Origin of the sequence: Lentzea sp. NPDC042327 (genome assembly GCF_040647275.1) — a bacterium.
Classification (GTDB): domain Bacteria; phylum Actinomycetota; class Actinomycetes; order Mycobacteriales; family Pseudonocardiaceae; genus Lentzea.
The window spans coordinates 565,327-584,582 of record NZ_JBEZBX010000003.1 but is presented as its reverse complement, the minus strand read 5'-3'; the positions used below and the strand labels follow the sequence as shown (position 1 = coordinate 584,582).

Below are 19,256 nucleotides of genomic sequence, written 5' to 3'. Positions count from 1 at the left end.
CGGCATCCGAATGCCGCCGACGGGCTTCTTCACGGGGTGGCGGCCGCGAGGGCGGCCGGTGCCTCCAGGGCTCGTTTGAGGTCACCGAGGAAGACCATCGCGTCACGGCCGTTGACCACGCGGTGGTCGTAGACCAGACCGAGGTGGGCGAACCGGCGGGCTTCCGGCCTGCCCTGCTGGTCGAGGACGAGCTGTTCGTCGATGCCGCCCAGGGAGAGCGCGCAGGTCTGGCCGGGGAAGACGATGGGGGTGGCGAAGACCACGCCGTCGGTGGTGTGCGGGGCGATCAGGATGTTGGCGCCGGTGAGCTCGTCGGCCCGGAAGGTGCCGCGGGCGGCCTTGTCGCGGAACTCGGTGATCAGGTCGGCGATCCGGGTGACGCTCAACGCGGCGGTGTTGTGCACGACCGGGGTGTACAGGCCCTTTCCGGCGTCCACGGCCACCGCGACGTGCGCGCTGGCGGCGGGCTGGACGGTGCCGTCGTCGAGGAGCCGGGTGAACAGGCTCGGGTGTGCCGGGAGCTGGTCCGCCACCGCCTTGACGAGCAGGCCGACCAGGGAGACGACGCTGCCGGTGCGCCGGCGCAGTTGCCGGGCGAGGTCCTGGGCCTGGCCGACGTCGACCTTGGCGTAGGCGGCGGCGGCCGGGATGGTGCGCATCGACTCGGTGACCACGGCGCTCACCGCCCGTTGCTGCGCCGACAGCCGTTGGCCGGTGGGGGCATCGGCTTGTGCGGGGCTGGGCAGCAGCGCTTCGACGTCGGCTGCGCGGATCACGGTGCGGCCCAGTCCGCGCAGGTCGTCGTCGGTCAGGCCGTGCTGGTCCGCGAGGGCGCGCGCCGCCTTGGTGAGCGTCAGACCGGCACTGGTGGCCGGCTCCGGCGGTGCCGCGGGGGCGGCGGCCGGTGCGGAGAGGTAGGCGCGGTGCTCGTCCGCGGAGGCGAAGAGGTGGGCGACGGTCTGACCGGGGCGGCAGTCCGCGCCGTCCGCGACGAGGGTGTGGAGGATGCCGTCTGCGGTGCTGTCGATCTCCTCCTGGGCCTTGGAGGTCTCGACCACCACCAGCGGCTGCCCCTTCTCGACGCGTGCGCCGTGCTCGGCGAGCCACTCGACCAGGACGTAGCCCGCGTCGTTGGTGTTGAGGGTGGGCAGCTTGACGCTGATCACTGGGAGGCCTCCGTGAGGGCGCGGCGCAGTGCGGGCGCCTGGAGCAGGACGGTGTGCTCCAGGTGGGCGGCGGTGGGGATGACGCTCGGCCGGGCGCTGAGCAGCAGCACGGGCTGGGCCAGCCGGTGCCACAGGTGCTGGTGCAGCTGCTGGGCGAGCATCTCGCCCCAGGTGCCACCGGCTGCGCTGTCCTCGGCGACGCAGATGCGGCGGGCGCGGGACAACGTCTCCAGCAGCGGTTCGACGGTGAACGGGTGGAGCCGGGAGGGCACGAGCAGCTCGCAGGTGACCTCTTCCTCCAGCAGCAGGGTGCGCATGGCGGCGACGGCTCGCTCGGTCAGGCCGCCGGGGGCCAGGATGATCCAGTCCGGGTCGGCGCAGTCCACGGGGAACACGCGCGCGGTCCGGCTCGGGTCGTCGAGCAGCTCGTACCGGAACAGGTCGTCGACGATCCCGCCCTGGTGCATCGTGCGGGCGTAGAGCGTCTTGTCCTCGAACAACATGCAGGGCTGCTCGCTGGAGAGCATGGCGGTGAGGACGTCCGCGTTGTCGTGGAACGGCGACATCTCGTGCAGGCTGAGCGCGGGGATGCCGATGAAGTGCTTCTGCAGGCTCTGGCTGTGGGTCGGCCCGTAGCCGCGGTTGCCGCCGGTGGGACAGCGGACCACCATGCTCATCGGAACGGTGCGCCCGTACATCGACACGGACTTGCTGGCGAAGTTCAGGAGCTGGTCGAAGGCGAGCGCGGCGAAGTCGGAGAACATCATCTCCACGACCGGGTGGTTGCCGGTCAGCGCGAGCCCCGCGGCGACGCCCACGATGCCGCCCTCGCTGATCGGCGAGGAGATCACGCGTTCCGGGTGGCGGTCCGACAGGCCGCGGGTGGCCTTGAAGGCGCCGCCGTACGGGTCGGCGACGTCCTCGCCGATGACGTAGGCGCGGGGGTCGTCGTCGAGGAGCGCGTGCAGGGCCCGGTTGAGGTTGCCGATCACCCGTTCCGGCCTCGTCACGAGTGCTCCCAGCGGGACGCGGGGCGGGCCTGGACCTCGCGCACGACCTCGGCGATCGCCTGTCGCTGGTTCCGGTCGGCCACGGCGAACTGCTCCGGGTGCTGCGCTTCGTACCGGCGGTACCAGTCGTGCTCGGCCGCGTGCCGCATCACCTCGGCGGGGCGGGAGTCGTCTCCCTTGCTGTGCGGGCCCACCCGGTTCGTGCTGAACTCCACCACCAGGGGCTGGTGCCGGGTGCGGACGTCGTCGACCAGGCCGGACAGCTCCCGGCGCACCACGGCGACGTCGTGAGAGGTGACGTGGTGGTGGCGGATGCCGAAGGCCGCCGCACGCGCCTGGATGGTGCCGGCCATCTGCTGCTCGGTCGGGGTGGACTGGGCGATCCTGTTGTTCTCGACCACGACCAGCAGGGGCAGCCCCCACAACTGGGCCATGTTCAGCGCCTCGTACACCGCGCCTTCGCCCCACGTGCCGTCGCCGACGTGCACCACCGCGATCCGTCCTGGCTCGGTCCGCCGCAGGTGCAGGGCGACCCCCGCGGCCACCGGCAGGCTCTCGCCCTGCACGCCGGTGGACAGGTAGCGGTCGCGGAGGATGTGCTGGCTGCCGCCCACGCCGTTGCACACAGCGCCCTCGCGTCCCATGATCTCCGCCAGCAGGCCGTGCGGGTCGCGGAAGCGGGCCAGGTAGTGGCCGTGGCCGCGGTGGTTGCTGAAGACGTGGTCGCCCTCGTCCAGCAGTGCGTAGAGCGCGACGGGGATGTACTCCTGCCCCAGGCAGGTGTGCGTGGTGCCGTGCAGCAGACCCTGCGAGAACAGCTCCAGCAGGGCCAGTTCGAAGTGCCGGATCATCAGCAGGGTGTCGAGGTCCTCGGCCGCCAGCCGCGACAGGGGTTCCGCGCCCGCCCGGGGCTGAGGCAGCACGGTGGTGCTGCCGCCGACGAGCGGGGGTGCTGTGCTGGCCACATTCGTCTCCCAGTGCGATTCAACGAACAACAGCATTCGAACAAAAGTGCGGCGACCTCATTTTGACTCATTTTTTCAATGCGAGTCGGGCCTTTCCTCGCAAAGTCTGGCAGGTAGACCCAATTCCACAGAAGCCATCATTCCAACCCGTGGGACAAGCTTTTCTGAACAGCATCCGCGTGTACGGAGCGTCCACTGCGCGCAGTCCAAGTTCACCCTGATGGCCGTTGCGGTGCGTACATCCGGGCTATCAGCTCGATGACCGGTGACGTCGAATACATAGTTGTTCAGTCAAACGGAGTCCACTGAGGAGTGATGACCTTGCGTCTGTCGCAGAAGTTCGGGGTGTCCGCTGTCGTCGCGGTGGCGGTTGCCGCCGGCATGGCAACGCCCGCGATGGCCGATTCCAGCAGCAACGTGTACGGAACATGGCCGAACCGGCTCGCGCACGCGACATTCACGAGCTACGGCGACTCGTTCACGGTCTGGGACGACGAGGCCGACGGCCGGGCCGCCGTGGTGTTCTGGCAGGCGGGGGCAAGGACCGGTGAGTGCGTGAACAGCAAGGGCGACAACACGTCCAAGACCTGCAACTACGACTTCACCGAAGGCGTGCGGGTCACGTGGAACCTCACGGCGCAGGGGTGGGCGAACCCGGGGTGCTGCACCGCGGTCGTGGGACCCACGCAGTACGACAAGGCCTGACCCACCGCCGCGCCACCGGTTGCGGATGACCGTGCAACCGATGGGCGTGGTCACGACAGGCCGGTGACCGTCCACAGCCGAGGCAGTGGACGGTCACCGGCCGTCAGGCTCCCGAGGACGGCCCGAGCACCACCGGGAACGTCCTCGGCGCGTGCACGTGGACACTGCGCCGGAACGTCAGCTCCTCCTCCACGGCGGCGGCCCGCAGCTTCGGGAAGCGGCCGAACAGCGCGGTCAGCGCGACCTCCGCCTCCAGTCGCACGAGGGCTGCGCCCAGGCAGCGGTGGATGCCGTGGCCGAACGCGACGTGGCCGGTGGTGTCGCGGTCCGGGTCGAGGCGGGCCGCGTCGGGGAAGCGGGTGGTGTCGCGGTTGGCCGCCCCCGTGGAGAGCATGACGGAGGCGCCGCGCGGGATGGTGGTCCCGGCGATCTCCAGGTCCTCGGTGGCGAACCGCAGCGAGGCGTTGAGGGCGGGTGAGACCCACCGGAGCAGTTCCTCGACCAGCTCGGGCGCCGTGTCCGGCTTCAGCCGCTCCAGTGCCGCGGGGTCGGCGAGCAGGGCGCGCACGCTGTTGGTGACGAACACCGCGGTGGTCTCGTGGCCGGCCATCAGCAGGAGCATCGCCATGGCGACGATTTCCAGGTCGGAGAGGCGTTCGCCGTTCTCGGAGGCGGCGATGAGGCCGGAGAGCAGGGCGTCGTCCGGGTCGGCGCGGCGCAGCGCGACGAGGCCGCCGAGGTAGTCGGCGAGCTGGGCCGAGGCGCGGACCAGCTCGGGTTCCGGGCACTCGTCGATCAGCACGGTCGACCAGTGCGCGAAGTCCTCGCGGTCCAGCTCGGGCACGCCGATCAGCTCGCAGATCACCTCCATCGGCAACGGGATCGCGAAGCGCGCGACGAGGTCCACCGGCTCGTCGGTGGGCAGCGCGGACAGCAGGTCGTCGGCGAGGGTCTGCACGCGGGGGCGGAGCTCGGCGATGCGGCGGGCGGTGAACGCCTGGGTGACGAGCCTGCGCAACCGGGTGTGGTCGGGCGGGTCGAGCGAGGTGAGCATGTGCGACATGGGCGCGGGCAGACCCGGTGGCGCGGTGGCGCGTTCGTCGGCGGGCAGCGCGGCGCGGTAGTCCTTGGCCAGCCGCGGGTCGGCGAGTCCTTCGCGCACGTCGGCGTACCGGGTGACGAGCCAGGTCGGTCCCGTCTCGAAGGTCAGCTCGCGCACCGGGGTGTGGTCGCGGGCGTGGCGCAGCGCGGCGTGCGGGTCGCGCCAGTACAGGTCCATGAACTCGGTGTCGTCCACGGCGCTCAGTCCTTCACCGCGGTCGCGCTCATGCCGGTGACCTGGTGGTCCGGCCAGCGCGCCCCGTCGCCCTTGGGCTCGTCGCCGAGGACGGTGACGCGGTACCCGACCCTGCGCCCGGTGTAGTCGTTGACGGCGTGGTGCTGGGTCGCGCGGTTGTCCCAGACCGCGACCGCACCCTCGGTCCACCGGTAGCGGCACACCCGCTGCGGGCTCTCCGACACGGTGAACAGGTGCGGCAGCAGCACCGCGCTCTCCTCGGCGGTGAGCTGCGGGATGCGCTTGGTGAACATGCGGTTCACGTACAGGGAGCGCCGGCCGGTCTCCGGGTGCACGCGCACGACCGGGTGCTCCGCCTCGCTGCGGAAGGACCCGAACTCCAGCACGTGGACGGCGGTGAGACCGTCGCACAGCTCCCGGATCGGCGCCGACAACGCCTCGTAGGCCAGGTACTGGTTGCTCCACATCGTGTCGCCGCCGACGGCGGGCGACTGCGCGATCTGCAGGACCGAGGCGATGGGCGGCGACTGGGCGTAGGTGACGTCGGTGTGCCAGACGTCGGCCTTGGCGCCCTGCTCGGAGTCGAGCACGACGACCTCCTCGTGCTCGGGCAGCTTCGGCAGGAGCTGGTGCACCTCCAGCTGCCCGAACCGCCTGCCGAACGCCTTGTGGTCCTCCGGCGTGAGCCCGGCGGCGTCGGGGAAGAACAGCACCAGGTGTTCGAGCAGCAGCCGGTGGATCCGGTCGAACAGGGCGTCGTCGACGTCGGCGAGCGCGATGCCGCGGATTTCGGCACCGAGTGCGCAGGTGAGCGGACGCACGTCGAGAGAGGTCATTTTCCACCCATTCCTGATAACCATTCCGCACACACGGAACGGATGTGCAAAAAATCTTCTGAACGCTTGCTTCCAACGCTTTTCAGCGGCAATCTTCAGATCAGCACAGAACCTCCAGGGAATTCCCGAAAGGATCGCCGTGACCAGTGACAGCTCCGGTACCGCCGCTCTCGCCGCCCTCGTGGACCTCGCCACCCCGTTCGCCGTGCGGACGGCGGTCGCGCTGAGGCTGCCCGAGCTGGTGCGCGACGGGCACACCACCACGGCCGCCCTGGCGCAGGCGTGCGGCGCCGACCGGGACGCGCTGGCCCGCCTGCTGCGCCACCTCGTGGCGGTCGGCCTGTTCGCCGAGCAGGCGCCCGGTGAGCACGCGCTCACGCCGGTGTCGCGGGCGCTGCTCGACGAGAGCAACGCGCTGCTGCGGTCGTGGCTCGACGCGGGAGGACCCGGGCTGAAGATGGACCTGGCCTACAGCGGGATGCTGCACGCCGTGCGCACCGGCCGGTCGGCCTACGGCGTCGTGCACGGCAAGGACTTCTGGTCGGACTACCGCGACGACGAGGCGCTGCGCGTGTTCTTCGGGGCGACGATGGCCGGGTTCGCCTGGCAGACCGGCCCGGAGGTCGCCGCCCGCTACGACTGGAGCTCCGTGTCGAGCGTGGTCGACGTCGGCGGCGGCACCGGCGCGCTGCTGGGCGCCGTGCTGACCGAGCACCCGCACCTGACCGGTGCGGTGCTGGACCTGCCCGAGGTCAGGCCGGAGGCCGAGGAGTTCCTCGCCGACCTCGGCGGCAGGGCGAAGTTCGTCGGCGGCAGCTTCCTCGACCCGCTGCCCACCGGCTACGACGTGCTGATCGTGTCCCGCGTGCTGACCGACTGGCCCGACGAGGACGCCACCCGCATCCTGCGCCGGTGCGCCGAGGCCGTCCCGGACGAGGGGCGCGTGCTCGTGGTCGAGGTCCTCGCCGGCGAGGAGCACGCGAAGAACAACTCGTCGTTCGACCTGCAGTCGCTGACCCTGCTCGGCGGGCGGGAACGCCGGCCGGAGGACTTCGACGCGCTCGCCGCGCCCGCCGGTCTCGTGCGGCGAGCGCGGATCGACGGGCCGAACGGCCTGGTGGTGCTGGAGTACGCCCGCGGGTGAGCTCACCGTGCCGCCTCCGCGGAGGCGGCACGCACCCAGTCCGGCAGCCGGGACGCGCGCGGGTCGGGCAGCAGCTCCACCTGGTGCAGCCGGTCGAGCGGCGTGAGCCGGCGCACCCCCAGCCCGGACATGGTGTGCATGACCTCGTGGCGGATGCGGTCGTTGCGGCCGGTGCCGGTGAGCGCGCGGGCACCGACCCACGACCGGGTCGTGATCATCCTTGCGGCGTTGTGGCTGGTCCGGCCGATGTGGGCGAGGTTCTCCCTGCGGGCGGCGTCGTAGCGGCGCAACGCGTGGTCGACCACGTCGGGCGCCAGCGTCCCGCCCTGGCGCAGCACCGTCGCCAGCTCGTGCGCGTCGGCGATCGAGCTGTTCATGCCCTGCGCGGCCATCGGGTGCACCGAGTGGCCGCTCTCCCCGACCAGCGCGAAGCCCGGCGCGACGAGGGCGGGCGCCGTCGACCGGGACACCGGCAGCACCTGCCTGCGGTCGAGACCGGCGCGGAACGGCCCTGCCAGCGGCGCGAGTCCGGAACATCCGGCCAGCACCCGGTCCGCCCACCCGGCGAGCCCGTCCCGGTCGAGCCCGCGCAGCTCGTCCGGCGCGACCTGGACGTAGAGCCGGACCCGCCGGCCGGGCAACGGGTAGTGCAGCCGCAACCCGCCGTCGGTGACGTAGGCGGAGAAGTCCGGTTCCACGTCGTCGACGTCGTGCAGCTCGAACGCCGCCAGGCGGTGCGGGTAGTCGTGCCGCGCAGCGGTGAGCCCGGCGGCGGCGCGCAGCCGTGAGGAGATCCCGTCGGCTGCCACGACGAGCGCGGCGGGGACGTCCCCGTCGTCGCACCGCACGCCGCTCACCCGGCCACCGGTGCGCAGCAGGTCGCGGACGTGCACGCCCCGCCGCACCTCCACCGCGGCCGGCAGCGCGTCGGTGAGCGCGTCGAGGATGGCCTGGTAGTCGTGGGCCAGCAGCCACGGGTGCGCGGCCGGGAGCCGGCCGTAGTCGAGCACCATCCGCGGCGTGCCGTCGGAGGAGCGGGCGACCAGGCGCGACAACCGGGTGGCGCCCGCGCGGTCGAGCCGGTCGGTCACGCCCCAGGCCGCCAGGACCGCGAGTGATCCCGGTTGCAGCACCTCGCCCTTCGCCACGGGCGCGGGCGTGGGCCGCTTCTCCAGCACGAGCACGCGGCGGCCCAGCCGCCCCAGGGCGCAGGCGGTGGCGAGGCCGGCCACCCCGGCTCCGCAGACGACGACGTCCGGCCCGCTCATCGGGCGGCCGTCCGGTAGCGGCCCAGCGCGCGCAACGCCATGCCGTGCGTGAAGCCGGGGTTGGCGTACCGACTCACCCGCCGCACGTACTCGTGCACGGGTTCCGGTGTCCACCCGCCCTCGGCGGTGCGGGCGTCGAGCAGCCAGCGCACCCCCGTCGCGACGGCGGCCGGCTCCTCCCCTGCCGCGAGCAGCGACGACACCGCCCAGCCGGTCTCCTCGACCGTGCCGGGGGCGCCGTGGCCGTCACCCCACGATCCGTCGGCGTTGCGCGTCCCGAGCAGCCACGACCGCGCGCGGACCGCCGTCTCGTCACCGGTGCGGCCGCTGCGGGCGAAGGCCTCCAGCACCGCGGCGGTGCCCATCGTGTGCTCCCGGTACCAGACCGACTCGAAGCTCCCGTCCGGCAGCTGGGCACGGCCGAGCCACCGCAGCGCCCTGCGGACGCGGGTGTCGCCGGCGAGCACCCCGGCGTCGAGCAGCGCGTCGACGGCCTGCGCGGTCGTCATCGGGCACGGGCCGCTGTTGGCGACCCTGGTGTTGCGCACGCACAGTCCCCACGAGCCGCGGCTGTCCTGGCGGTCGCGCAGCCAGCCCGCCGCGGTGCGCACCGCGCCGGCCTGCCCGCTGCCAGGTAGCTTCGCCAGCACGGACACGATCTCGCTGGTCTCGAGGACCGCGGGCCAGCCATGCGCGCCGGACCAGCCCCAGAACCCCGGCGGGCAGCCGAAGGCGAGGAACGGCCGGTGCTGTTGCAGGGCGACGAACAGGTCCCGCGACGCCGCGAGCCTGGGGTCGTCGCGGTAGCCCGCCTCGACCAGGCCGCGCACCGCGTACATCGTCCAGGCGGCGTCCAGCGGTGTCGTCGCCCAAGACCCGTCAGCGTGCATCGTGCGCCGGAACCACCCCACGGCGGCGTCGACCATGTCCTGGCCGAGCCCCGCGCGGGCCAGGCCGGTGCAGACGAGACCGGTCACCCACGCGTCCTCCGACCACGACCCGGCCGACCCCTCGTGCTCGAAGGCCTGCCGGACCACCCGCAGCGCGTTCGGTTCGGCCCTGCGGGCCAGCAGCCGCTGCAGGCGGGTCAGCGGCCGGTGCCGGGTCTGGGCGAGCCCGAGCGCGGAGGCCATCGGCAGCCGCAGGTCGAACAGCCGCCGGTACAGGCCGGGCAGCAGCGCGAGCTCCAGCGGGAACCGCCGCATCTCGTGCGGGGCGAGCCAGCCGGCGAACCCGTAGAACTGGCGGCACCACAGCACGACCTCCGGGTGCGGGATCGCCTCCAGTCCCCCGTAGTCGGCCATCCAGCGCCGTCCTGCGGCGACCTCCGCCGCGTTGGCGACCGGGTCGACGAGGTGCAGCGCCGCCGCCGACACCGCCGTCGGCCCCGGTTCGCTCGGCAGGCCCGGCACCATCGCCCAGCCGCCGTCGTCGTTGCGCGTGCGGCGCAACCGGTCGACGCCCGCCGCGATCAGGTCGGCGGCACCGCCGGGGTCGGCGAAGTGCAGCGCGGTGATCGCGCCGGCGGTCGCGAGCGTGGAGCGCAGGCTGCTCGCCCCGTAGTCGAACACCCCGTCCTGGCGCTGGGCGGCGAACAGCACCCGCGCACCGTCGGCGATGGCGGTCTCCAGCTCCTCAGCGGTGCCGGTGTCGACCGAGGTCATGACCTCTCCCCTCTGTTGTCCGCCCCGTCGGGGAACTCGTGTCGTGAGCGCATCCGGGCCTGCAGGACGAGCGAGAACGCGAGCGCCGGTGCCACGACCAGCACCGCGGTCCACGGGCCGGCCGCACCCGCCACCACGGCGGCGGCGAGCACCAGCCGTTCCGCGACGAGCAGCTCGTGCGAACGCAGCGCGCGCCTCGGGGTCAGCGCCGCGGGCCGGGCCACCCACAGCGCGCACCCGCCGAGCACGACGGCGACACCGAACAGGGCGAACTGGGCGCCGGGCCGTGCGGCGACCAGCGCGCCGAGGCCGACCGCCGCGGTTCCGGCCGCCCACAGCACGGTGGCGAGCCGCACCGCCGCGGGCACGCCGTGGCGCACCGGCACCGACCGGTAGCCGCCCGCGCGGTCCCCGTCGACGTCGCGCACCGTGCCGATGAGGTTGGACGCGGTGTCGTGCAACAGGAACCCGAGCGCCACGGGCAGCAGCTGCGGTGGTGGCCAGGGCACCGCGACCATCGCGCCGATCACCAGCGCGAGCGCCGACAGCACGCCGCGGCTGAGGTTCCCGCTGAACCCGAGGCGTTTGAACACGGCGCTGTAGGCGACGATCCCGCCGACCGCCAGCGCGAAGAACGGCAGCACGCGCCAGTTGAACCCGACGACCACGGCCAGCGAGACGACCGCGCAGCCGATGCCGGTGGCCAGAGCCGCAGCGGGTGACAGCCGCCCGGACGGGATGGGCCGCTGCGGTTTCGCGATGGCGTCGAGGTGCCGGTCGAAGTGGTCGCCGAGGTAGTGACCGGCGAGCCAGCCCAGCACGGGGGCCAGCACGGCGGCGGCGATCTCCGCCGGCCGGTCACCGCCCGCGACCAGCACGCCCGCGAGGCCGAGCAGGGCCGGGTAGCACGTCGTGTAGGGCCGCCAGGTCTGCCAGTGCGCCAGTGCCCGCTCCCGCACCGCGTGCCCGGTGGCCTGGAGCGCGCGCACCTCAGCGGTCACGGTCGACCGCGATCTCGGCGATGGCCGCGAGCCGGTCGGTGGCGGCCGCGCCCGGCAGCCCCCGCAGGCAGGCGAGCGCGAGCCGGGACCGGTCGCGTGCGCCGCGGCGGGCCTCGTCCAGCGCACCGCTGTCGGTCACCGCGAACCGCAGCAGCTCCAGCGTCTCCTCCGGTTCGAGCGCACCCGACAGCGCGGTCTCCACGGCCGCGCGGTGCTCCGGCCGGCCCTCGCGGTGCGCGAGCAGCACCGGCCACGTGGGACGGAGGTTGGCCGCGTCGCTCGCGTCGGGTTTGCCCGACGTGCCCGCCCCGAGGTACGGCAGCAGGTCATCCTGCATCTGGAAGGCCACGCCCGTGTGGTGGCCGTAGTCGCCGAGCTGGTCGACCTGCCCCGCGGAGCCGCCGCCGAGCAGCGCGCCGGCCCGGCACGCGGCCCGGAACAGCGCCCCCGTCTTGGCGGCGGCGACGTCGAGGTAGTCCTCCAGCGCGCTGCCGGGCCGGGTGGCGCCGGGCGACACCATCGTGGACTCCAGCACCTGCCCGCGGCACAGGTCACCGCCCGCGTGGGCGAACTCGGCGACGACCGCCATCACCACCCGCGGCGGCGCGGCGCATTCGGCGACCGAGGCGAACAGGTCGAACAACAAGGCGTCACCGGTCACGATGGCGTCCGCGACGCCGTAGCGCGCGTGCACGGAAGGCCGGCCGCGGCGCAGGTCGTCGCCGTCGATGATGTCGTCGTGCACCAGTGACGCCACGTGCAGGTGCTCGACGGCCACGGCGGCGGGCAGCGCGGTCTCGGCGGTGCCGCCGACCGCCTCCGCCGACGCGACGAGCATCAACGGCCGCAACAGCTTCCCCGGCACGGCCATGGCGTAGTGGGTGAGCTCGCCGAACCGGTCACCGGAGCGGGGACGGCGGCGCGCGAGGGCGGCGCGGATCGCCTCGGCGGGGTCGTCGGTGCGCAGCGCCTCGCTCACCGTGCCCGTCATCGCACGGCCCCCTCGACCGGCCGTCCGCTGAACGCGCGGGCCGCCGTGAGCACGGCGTCGTTGGCCTCCGGCACCCCGGTGCTCACGCGCACGCCGCCCGCGACCTCCCGCACCGCGATCCCGTGCTCGGCGAGGTGGGCGATGAACTCCTGGTTGCGCGGCCCGAGCCGCACCCACAGGTAGTTCCCGCCGCTGGGCGGGACGTCGTAGCCGAGCTCCCGCAGCCCCGCGCGGACCCGGTCCCGTTCCGCGGCCACCGCACGGCACTGCTCGCGCATGCGGGCCCCGGCGTCGAGCGCGGCCAGCGCGGCGGCCTGGGCGACGGTGGGCACCCGGTGGAACGGCGCCACCCTCCGCAGCGGTCCCACCACCTCCTGCGCGCCGACGAGGTAACCGACCCGCAGGCCGATCAGGCCGTGCGACTTGGAGAACGTGCGCACCACCGCGAGCCGCGGATCGGCTGACAACGTTGTCGCGTCGGCGATCTCGGCCTGGTCCGCGAACTCGCGGTAGGCCTCGTCGACCAGGACGAGCACGTGCTGCGGCAGGGCGGCGAGCAGCGAGCGCAGCCACTCCTCGCCGAGCACCTCGCCGGTGGGGTTGTTGGGGTTGCAGACCAGCACCACACGGGTGTCGTCGGTGACGGCGGCCGCGACCGCGCGGAAGTCCTGCTGTTCGCCGGGCACCGCAACCGGTTCGGCGCCCGCGTTGCGGATCAGCAGCGGGTAGAGGTCGAAGGACGGCCACGCGTGCACCACGGAGGTGCCGGGGGCGCAGTGCGCGGTCAGGAACTGCTGCAGCAGCGCCCCGGAGCCCGCACCGGCGACGACCCGGTCCGGCGTCGTGCCGAGGTCGGCGGCCAGCCTGCGCTCCAGTCCCGCGGCGAGCGCGTCACCGGTCAGGTTGACGTCGGCGAGCGAGTTCACCAGCGCCTCGCGCACACCCGGCAACGCAGGCCAATGATTTTCGTTCAACGCCAATTGGTGAATGATTCGACTCAATTCGCAAACCTCCCGGAGAGGGCGTGATTTCGAACCTACAATCGCCCTCCTGGCACGTCAACACCACCACCGGGACAAACGTCCGCTTAACACCGGTGAAACCTTTACGCGCGCACGCGCTTAGAACTCCGCTTCCTGCCGAGTCAAGTGCAGAAAATGCATCCGGCCGGCTGCGCATTTCTCAATTGGGATTCCGGCGACGTGCCGAAACGCGGTCAGGCGTGCCCGCGCGGGCACCATGCGGTGGCTGCGCGGACACGCCTGACGTCGGAAGGGGAGCCGAATGGCCGCCTATCGAGATTTCGCGGACTACCCGGATGCGGGAGCGGGGCGATTACGGTACCGGCCGGTCCATGCGCGGGTAGCGGCTGAATACCGCCGTTCGAATGACTTCCGTTCCGGTTCTCGGCCCGGTCCGTCACCCGGCCGGGGCGCTACCGGGCAGCATTCGGTGGCGGTTCGTCCCGGTGCGGGCACTCAGTTGAGCGGCCGGGTGTCCTCCGGCACACCACCGCCCTGGTGCACCGCCTCGACCAGCTTCGCCAGCGCGGTCAGGGCGACCCGCTGGGACAGCGGCCCGTAGGACACGCGGGCCACGCCCAGCTCCTGCAGCCGCGCGAGGGCCGGGAGGCCGGGCAGGCCGATCAGGGTGAGCCGCCGGGGGCCGAACGCCTCGACGAGCGTGCCGATCTGGTCCTCGTCCAGCTTGCCGGGCACGAAGACCACCGGTGCGCCGGCGTCGAGGAACGCCCGCCCGCGTTCGACGGCGTCGGCGAGCACCTCGGCGGGGTCGCGGTCACCCGCCTTCACGAACGCGTCCGTGCGCGCGTTGAGCACGAAGTCGGGAACGCCCTCCGCGTTCGCCGCCCTGATCGCGGCCTCGACGGCCGCCACGGCCTCGGGCAGCGGCTTGAGCTGGTCCTCCAGGTTCGCGCCCACCGCGCCGGCGGCGATGGCGCGGCGCACGGTGTCACCGGGGTCGCCGTAGCCGGCCTCCAGGTCGGCGGTCACCGGCAGCTCCGTCGCGGCGGTGATGCGCCCGACCTCGGCGATCATCTCCTCGACCGGGATCTGCTCGCCGTCGGGGTAGCCGCGGCTCGCGGCGATCGAGTGGCTCGCGGTCGCCAGCGCCTTCGTGCCGGGGACGCCGGCGACGACCTCGGCGGTGATGACGTCCCACACGTTGACCACGGTGAGCAGTTCGGGGTCGGTGTGCAGGCGCAGCAGGCGGGTGGCGAGCTCGGACGGGTCGGCGGGCACGGGTTCCTCTCGGAGGACGGTCAGGACACGGCCGGGTAACCGTCGGCGCGCAGCAGCCTGGCCAGGTGCGCGGCGTTGCGCGCGGCCGTGGCGTTGGTCGACTTCACCTCGTCCGGCGTCTCGTCCAGGTCGTTGTAGTCGACGGTCTGCATGGCCTGGCCGTTCCAGTAGGTGCACCCCTGGGCCGGGATCGAGAACCCGACGTCGTTGAGCGCCTGGAACAGGTCGGCGACGATCTTGTGCGCACCGTCCTCGTTGCCGACGACCGCGACCAGCGCGACCTTGCCGAACATCGCGGGCCGCCCTTCGTCGTCGGTCTCCGACAACGCGGCGTCGAGCCGTTCCAGCACGCGGTGCGCCACGCTGGAAGCATGCCCCATCCAGGTCGGGGTGGCGAGGATCAGCACGTCCGCCGCGCCGATCTTCTCCCGCAGCGCGGGCCACGCGTCCCCGTCGCCCATGTCGGCCTCGACACCCGGCTTGACGTCGTGGTCGACCACCCTGACCACCTCGCCGGTCACGTCGTGCGCCCGCAGCTCCGCCAGCAGCTGGTTCGCGATGAGCTCGCTGCTCGACGGGGCGGGCGAGGGCTTCAGGCTGCAGACGAGGGCCAGTGCACGCATCGAGAACCTCCACGTTGGCGCACCTGGTCACCGACGACCGGCGCGTGCCCGCTGAGTCCCCGTGGGACACCGGTCCGAAACGTCCGCCCACACCCCCGCGCGCACGATCAGCCGGTCGGGTCGGCACTCCTTCGTGCGTTCTTCAACTGCTGCTGGAGGTCGTCGACCTGCTGCTGGAGCCGGACGACCTGGTGGGGGTCCGGCGTCGGCTCCTCGTGCCGCAGACCGGTGGACTCGGCCTTGAGGATCTTCGCGGAACGCCCGAGCGAGCGTGCCATCTCCGGCAGTTTCTTGCTGCCGAACAACAGCAGGACGACCGCACCGATGATCAGCAGCTCGGTTGCTCCCAGGTTTCCCATGCGCTTCTGCTCCCTCTCGTCGGACCCGTTGTCGAGAGTACGTTGCACCGCAGGAGCATCTGCGTTCGGCGACCACCGTCACACAGTCCAAAACAGACATTCCGCGGGTAGCGCGGAAAACCGGCGCGTCCTCCCCTCGCGCGGCACGTGATGAGCCGCGCAGGTGTGGGTACCCCTCAGCGCACACCATGTGACGATCGCGGGAGTGACCATGCCGGCAACGGTTTCCGACGAGCACCTGACAGCGGTGCTGCGCACCTTCGTCCGCACCGCCTCGCCGGCCCTGGACGCCGTGCGCAGGTCCGGGCCGCGCGAGGTCGTGGCCGACACACCGCTCAGCCTGCCCAGGCGGGTGCTGCGCCGGGTCGTCGTGCTGCGCGTCCCCGGCACCGCGGCCTGGGCGCGGATGGGCACCGCGCGGCGCGTCCGCTGGTGGACTGGCCCGTTCGGCAGGCTCACCGCCGCCGTCACCGCCATCCCCGGCCTGGGCGGTGTGCTCGCCAGCCGGCTGCCCGTGCAGGACCTGCTCGGCAGCGCGGCCCAGGGCCTGATCCTCTGCGCCATCGCGGGAGAGTGCGGCGTCACCGACACCGACACCCGCACGCGCCTGCTCGCCGCGGTCCTGTTCGACCGCACGCTCCCCGCGCAGCTCACGAGCGCGGAGACCACCACGGCTCCGCCCAGCCGCGGCAAGGCGGGGCTCGGCGGCGCCCTGTGGCGGCTCGCCCAGGAGCTGCGCGGCATCGACTCGCTGCTGGGCAGCCGGCCCACCGGCGGCCGGCTCCTCGGCGTGCTGGGTTCCCTGCCGCTGCTGGGCTTCGTCGGTCACTACCTGGCCGAACGGGCTGGCACCCGCACCATCCGCAAGCGTGCGCTGACCTGGCTGACCGCGCACCGCGGGACGGCTCGGCACGCGGGAGCCGTTTCGCCGGAGAAGTGATCCGACCGGTGCCGGTCATCCGGCCGTGGTCACCGCACGGGGCCGCCGCGCGGGTCGCCGGGTGAGCAGGATCGCGCCGATCACCACCGCCCCGCCCACGACGGTGTGCCACCCCACCGGTTCGGCCAGCAGCACCGCACCGAGCGCGGTGGACCACAGCGGCGTCACGTAGGTGACCGAGGCCGCGACCGTGGGACCGGCCGCCCGGATCAGGTCGAGGTTGAGCACGTACGCGTAGCCCGTGCCCGCCGCGCCCAGCACCAGCAGTGCGAGCAGCGCGGACCAGCCGGGCCAGGACGGCGGCCCCGACAGCAGCGGTGCGGCCAGTCCCAGCTGGGCGGTGGCGCAGGTGATCTGCACGGCGGACAGGGCGCTCGCCCGGTGCGGCACGCCGGACAGGAACCGCCGGGTGCAGGCGAACCCGGCGCCGTAGCAGGTGGTGGCTCCCAGGCAGGCGAGGCCGCCGGCCAGCACGTCGCCGTCCAGCCCGCGCCACACCCCGAGCAGCACCAGCACACCCGCGAAACCGAGCAGCAGCCCCGCGAGCCGCGTCCTCGTCACCTGCTCCCCCGGTACGACGAGCAACGCGAAGGCCAGCGTCGTCAACGGTGTCGTCGCGTTCAGCACCCCCGCCAGCACCGAGTCCACTGTGGACTCACCGAAGGCGAGCAGCGTGAACGGCACCGAGTTGAGCAGGACCGCGACCACGGCCGCATGTCCCCAGGTGCGCGCGTCACGCGGTACCGCCGCCTTCTGCACCGCGCAGATCAGCCACAGCGCCAGCGCGCCGAACAGACAGCGCGCCAGCGCGACCTGGACCGGCGGCACCCCCGCGTCCACCGCGACCTTGATCAAGGCGAAGCTGCTGCCCCAGATCGCCGACAGCAGCACGAACTTCCCAGTCGATCCCACGGCGGGAGCATCACCCGGCGGGGCATCATGAGTCCAACAAGTGACGATCAGCCGAGCATGAGAGAGGCTCATGACCCTGAACTTCGCCCAGCTCCGGGCGTTCCTCGCGGTGGCCGACGAGGGCGGGTTCGGTGCGGCCGCCGACGCGCTGGGCATCACGCAGTCGGCGGTCTCGCACGCGGTCGCCTCCCTGGAGCGCTCGCTGGGCCACCCGGTCCTGTCCCGGCGCGGAGGGACCAAGCCCACCGCGTTCGGCCAGGAGGTCTTGGCCCACGCCCGTGCCGCGGTGACGGCGTCGACCGCGATCACCGACCTGGCCGAACGCCGTCGTGGCGGGGTGCGCGGCACGGTCCGGCTGGCGGCGCCGCCGACCGTCTGCCAGGGCCTGCTGCCGGACCTGCTGACGCGGTGGCGGGCGGAGTTCCCGCAGGTCGCCGTGCGGGTGTTCGAGGGGGAGGACGACGAGGTGGCGGAGTGGCTCGCCGGCGGCACGGTCGAGGCGGCGGTGCTCGTGGACCCGCCACCCGGCCACGGCGCGCAGGTCGGCGAGGACACCTTCCACGCCCTGCTGCGCACCGACCACCCGTTGGCGGGCCAGTCGCACGTCAGCGTCGCGGACTTGGCCGACGACCCGTTCCTGCTCTCCCGCGGTGGCTGCGAACGGCACGTGCGGCAGGCGCACACCGGCCACCCGTTCACCCCGCGGCACCGGGTGCGGGAGCTGGGCACGCTGCTCGCGATGGTCCGCGCGGGCGTCGGCGTGTCGCTGGTGCCGGGCCTGGTGGCGTCGATGCTGCCCGCGGACCTGGTCATGCTGCCGCTGCGGGAGCCCGTCGTGCGCACCCTCGTCCTCAGCGGCCCGGCCGGTCGCGAGTGGCACCCCGCCGTCACGGCCCTGGTGGACTCCGTCCGCGACCACGCCACCTGAGACGAGCGGTGTCCGTTTCGGCCTGCTCCTCCCCGGACGACCGGTGTGGTTGTGACGAGCTTCAACAAATGTGTGCGGCCGATGGCAGGCAGGGCATGCCCCGGCCGATGCACGAAACCGGGAGGAGCCCACCGTGCGCACCATCGCTTTCGCCACCCTCACCGCGACCGCCGCCCTGCTGGCCGGCTGCACCGGACAGAGCGGCGGCTCGGCAGAACCCGCCCCGACCACGTCCGGCACGCCCTCACCGGACGCCCCGGCCCCGCAGACCACCCGGCAGGCCGTCTCCACCGGCCCGGCCGCGTGCCGGTCAGCCGACCTCGGCCTCGCCCTGAACCCGGACCAGGGCGGTGGTGGCATGAACAAGATGCGCTACCTCCTGGCGTTCACGAACAAGGGCGCCGCCGCGTGCACCCTGCAGGGCTTCCCCGGCGTCTCGTTCGTGACCGGTGACACGGGTACTCAGGTCGGCGCCCCGGCGACCCGCGAGGGCGCTGAACCGGCGGCCGTGACGCTGCAACCCGGCGCGAGCGCGTCGAGCCTCGTGACGATCGCGAACGCCGGCGTCTACGACCCGGCCGAGTGCGCGCCCACCGACGTGCGCGGTCTGCGGATCTACCCGCCGGGTGAGACCGCGGCCCTGTTCGTGCCGAAGGAGCAGCAGGCCTGTTCCGCCGCGGACAAGGCCACCATGTCCGTCGGCCCGGTCCAGTCCTGACCCGGTCCAGTCCTGACTCGACGGTGGTCCTTGCCAGTCGGGACCGCGTCCGTCAGGCTGGCGTGCAGTCCCGCCGCCGAGCACGGAAGCGACCATGAACCAGCGCTGGATCAGGATCACCGCCGTCGTCATCGCCGCAGCCCTCGTGCTGAGCACGCTGTACTACCTGCTGATGAGCCTCTGACCGGTCCACTGGGGACACTCGACCCGAACCGCAGGTGTTTCAAGTCCCGCGGTGCGGGTATCCCCGGAGAGACGTTCAGACGTGAGCTCAGGCAAGGGAAAGAGGGACCTCATGGGCGCCGATGACAAGCTGGAAGCCAAGGGCGACGAGCTCACCGGCAAGGTGAAGGAAGGCGTCGGCAACGTCACCGACGACGAGGGTCTGCGCGCCGAGGGCAAGGCGGACCAGACCAAGGGCCACCTGAAGGAAGCGGTGGAGAAGGTCAAGGACGCCTTCAAGTAGGC

At 72.9% G+C, this 19,256-nt stretch carries 20 protein-coding genes; 6 read left to right on the top strand and 14 right to left on the bottom strand.

The features are described from left to right. Positions 1 to 29: 29 nt before the first annotated feature. The 3 genes from AB0A63_RS10585 to AB0A63_RS10575 are packed head-to-tail and all read right to left on the bottom strand — an operon-like array spanning position 30 to position 3,141. Positions 30 to 1,166, bottom strand: coding sequence for a 2-oxo acid dehydrogenase subunit E2 (locus AB0A63_RS10585; protein WP_360388093.1), 1,137 nt, complete (start codon positions 1,164 to 1,166; stop codon positions 30 to 32). Beyond that, positions 1,163 to 2,176: a transketolase C-terminal domain-containing protein gene (locus tag AB0A63_RS10580; protein ID WP_360388090.1), complete on the bottom strand. Its 1,014-nt coding sequence runs from the start codon at positions 2,174 to 2,176 to the stop codon at positions 1,163 to 1,165. The genes AB0A63_RS10585 and AB0A63_RS10580 overlap by 4 nt, the downstream gene beginning before the upstream one ends. Next, positions 2,173 to 3,141 carry a thiamine pyrophosphate-dependent dehydrogenase E1 component subunit alpha gene (locus tag AB0A63_RS10575; protein WP_360388087.1) on the bottom strand — a complete coding sequence of 323 codons (969 nt, stop codon included), beginning with the start codon at positions 3,139 to 3,141 and terminating at the stop codon, positions 2,173 to 2,175. The genes AB0A63_RS10580 and AB0A63_RS10575 overlap by 4 nt, the downstream gene beginning before the upstream one ends. 315 nt (positions 3,142 to 3,456) lie before the next feature. Here AB0A63_RS10575 and AB0A63_RS10570 point away from each other — a divergent pair, with 315 nt between their 5' ends. Next, positions 3,457 to 3,846 carry a hypothetical protein gene (locus tag AB0A63_RS10570; RefSeq protein ID WP_360388084.1) on the top strand — a complete coding sequence of 130 codons (390 nt, stop codon included), beginning with the start codon at positions 3,457 to 3,459 and terminating at the stop codon, positions 3,844 to 3,846. Between the two features lie 103 nt (positions 3,847 to 3,949). On the opposite strand, the gene AB0A63_RS10565 is transcribed toward AB0A63_RS10570, so the two are convergent. Together AB0A63_RS10565 and AB0A63_RS10560 are read right to left on the bottom strand one after the other, a co-directional pair. After that, positions 3,950 to 5,143 (bottom strand): cytochrome P450, encoded by a 1,194-nt coding sequence (locus tag AB0A63_RS10565; RefSeq protein WP_360388081.1) that lies wholly within the window; start codon positions 5,141 to 5,143, stop codon positions 3,950 to 3,952. A 5-nt stretch (positions 5,144 to 5,148) separates the two neighbouring features. Continuing rightward, positions 5,149 to 5,979, bottom strand: a complete 831-nt coding sequence (locus AB0A63_RS10560; RefSeq protein ID WP_360388078.1) for a TauD/TfdA family dioxygenase — start codon at positions 5,977 to 5,979, stop codon at positions 5,149 to 5,151. A 139-nt stretch (positions 5,980 to 6,118) separates the two neighbouring features. Between AB0A63_RS10560 and AB0A63_RS10555 the strand changes: the two genes are divergently transcribed. Continuing rightward, positions 6,119 to 7,123, top strand: coding sequence for a methyltransferase (locus tag AB0A63_RS10555; protein WP_360388075.1), 1,005 nt, complete (start codon positions 6,119 to 6,121; stop codon positions 7,121 to 7,123). 2 nt (positions 7,124 to 7,125) lie between these two features. On the opposite strand, the gene AB0A63_RS10550 is transcribed toward AB0A63_RS10555, so the two are convergent. The 8 genes from AB0A63_RS10550 to AB0A63_RS10515 form a co-directional block, all read right to left on the bottom strand. Then, positions 7,126 to 8,391, bottom strand: a complete 1,266-nt coding sequence (locus AB0A63_RS10550) for an NAD(P)/FAD-dependent oxidoreductase (RefSeq protein WP_360388072.1) — start codon at positions 8,389 to 8,391, stop codon at positions 7,126 to 7,128. Continuing rightward, positions 8,388 to 10,055, bottom strand: coding sequence for a prenyltransferase/squalene oxidase repeat-containing protein (locus AB0A63_RS10545; RefSeq protein WP_360388069.1), 1,668 nt, complete (start codon positions 10,053 to 10,055; stop codon positions 8,388 to 8,390). Before AB0A63_RS10545 ends, AB0A63_RS10550 begins: the two co-directional genes overlap by 4 nt. Continuing rightward, the gene (locus tag AB0A63_RS10540; protein WP_360388066.1) at positions 10,052 to 11,056 is read right to left on the bottom strand and encodes a UbiA family prenyltransferase; all 1,005 of its coding nucleotides are present in this window, start codon (positions 11,054 to 11,056) and stop codon (positions 10,052 to 10,054) included. The genes AB0A63_RS10545 and AB0A63_RS10540 overlap by 4 nt, the downstream gene beginning before the upstream one ends. Further along, positions 11,046 to 12,047, bottom strand: a complete 1,002-nt coding sequence (locus AB0A63_RS10535) for a polyprenyl synthetase family protein (RefSeq protein WP_360388063.1) — start codon at positions 12,045 to 12,047, stop codon at positions 11,046 to 11,048. Before AB0A63_RS10535 ends, AB0A63_RS10540 begins: the two co-directional genes overlap by 11 nt. Next, on the bottom strand, positions 12,044 to 13,021 hold the full coding sequence (locus AB0A63_RS10530) for an aminotransferase class I/II-fold pyridoxal phosphate-dependent enzyme (protein WP_360388381.1): 978 nt from the start codon (positions 13,019 to 13,021) through the stop codon (positions 12,044 to 12,046). Before AB0A63_RS10530 ends, AB0A63_RS10535 begins: the two co-directional genes overlap by 4 nt. Before the next feature lie 504 nt (positions 13,022 to 13,525). Next, a complete protein-coding gene (locus tag AB0A63_RS10525) occupies positions 13,526 to 14,308 on the bottom strand; it encodes an isocitrate lyase/phosphoenolpyruvate mutase family protein (RefSeq protein ID WP_360388061.1) in 783 nt (260 codons plus the stop codon). Between the two features lie 20 nt (positions 14,309 to 14,328). Then, a complete protein-coding gene (locus AB0A63_RS10520) occupies positions 14,329 to 14,931 on the bottom strand; it encodes an NAD(P)H-dependent oxidoreductase (RefSeq protein WP_360388059.1) in 603 nt (200 codons plus the stop codon). Positions 14,932 to 15,038: 107 nt separating this feature from the next. Continuing rightward, complete coding sequence (locus AB0A63_RS10515; RefSeq protein WP_360388056.1) at positions 15,039 to 15,338, bottom strand: Sec-independent protein translocase subunit TatA; 300 nt, start codon at positions 15,336 to 15,338, stop codon at positions 15,039 to 15,041. A 163-nt stretch (positions 15,339 to 15,501) separates the two neighbouring features. On the opposite strand from AB0A63_RS10515, the gene AB0A63_RS10510 reads away from it, so the two are divergent. Then, positions 15,502 to 16,230 carry a hypothetical protein gene (locus AB0A63_RS10510; RefSeq protein ID WP_360388054.1) on the top strand — a complete coding sequence of 243 codons (729 nt, stop codon included), beginning with the start codon at positions 15,502 to 15,504 and terminating at the stop codon, positions 16,228 to 16,230. A gap of 15 nt (positions 16,231 to 16,245) precedes the next feature. Here the strand turns inward: AB0A63_RS10510 and AB0A63_RS10505 are convergent, their stop codons facing one another. Beyond that, positions 16,246 to 17,142 carry a DMT family transporter gene (locus AB0A63_RS10505; protein ID WP_360388051.1) on the bottom strand — a complete coding sequence of 299 codons (897 nt, stop codon included), beginning with the start codon at positions 17,140 to 17,142 and terminating at the stop codon, positions 16,246 to 16,248. A gap of 70 nt (positions 17,143 to 17,212) precedes the next feature. Between AB0A63_RS10505 and AB0A63_RS10500 the strand changes: the two genes are divergently transcribed. The 3 genes from AB0A63_RS10500 (at position 17,213) to AB0A63_RS10490 (ending at position 19,254) form a co-directional block, all read left to right on the top strand. Next, entirely contained in the window at positions 17,213 to 18,070 is an 858-nt protein-coding gene (locus tag AB0A63_RS10500; RefSeq protein WP_360388048.1) for a LysR family transcriptional regulator, read from the top strand. 133 nt (positions 18,071 to 18,203) lie between these two features. Then, on the top strand, positions 18,204 to 18,788 hold the full coding sequence (locus AB0A63_RS10495; protein ID WP_360388045.1) for a DUF4232 domain-containing protein: 585 nt from the start codon (positions 18,204 to 18,206) through the stop codon (positions 18,786 to 18,788). A 295-nt stretch (positions 18,789 to 19,083) separates the two neighbouring features. Continuing rightward, positions 19,084 to 19,254, top strand: coding sequence for a CsbD family protein (locus tag AB0A63_RS10490; protein WP_360388041.1), 171 nt, complete (start codon positions 19,084 to 19,086; stop codon positions 19,252 to 19,254). Positions 19,255 to 19,256 lie beyond the last annotated feature (2 nt).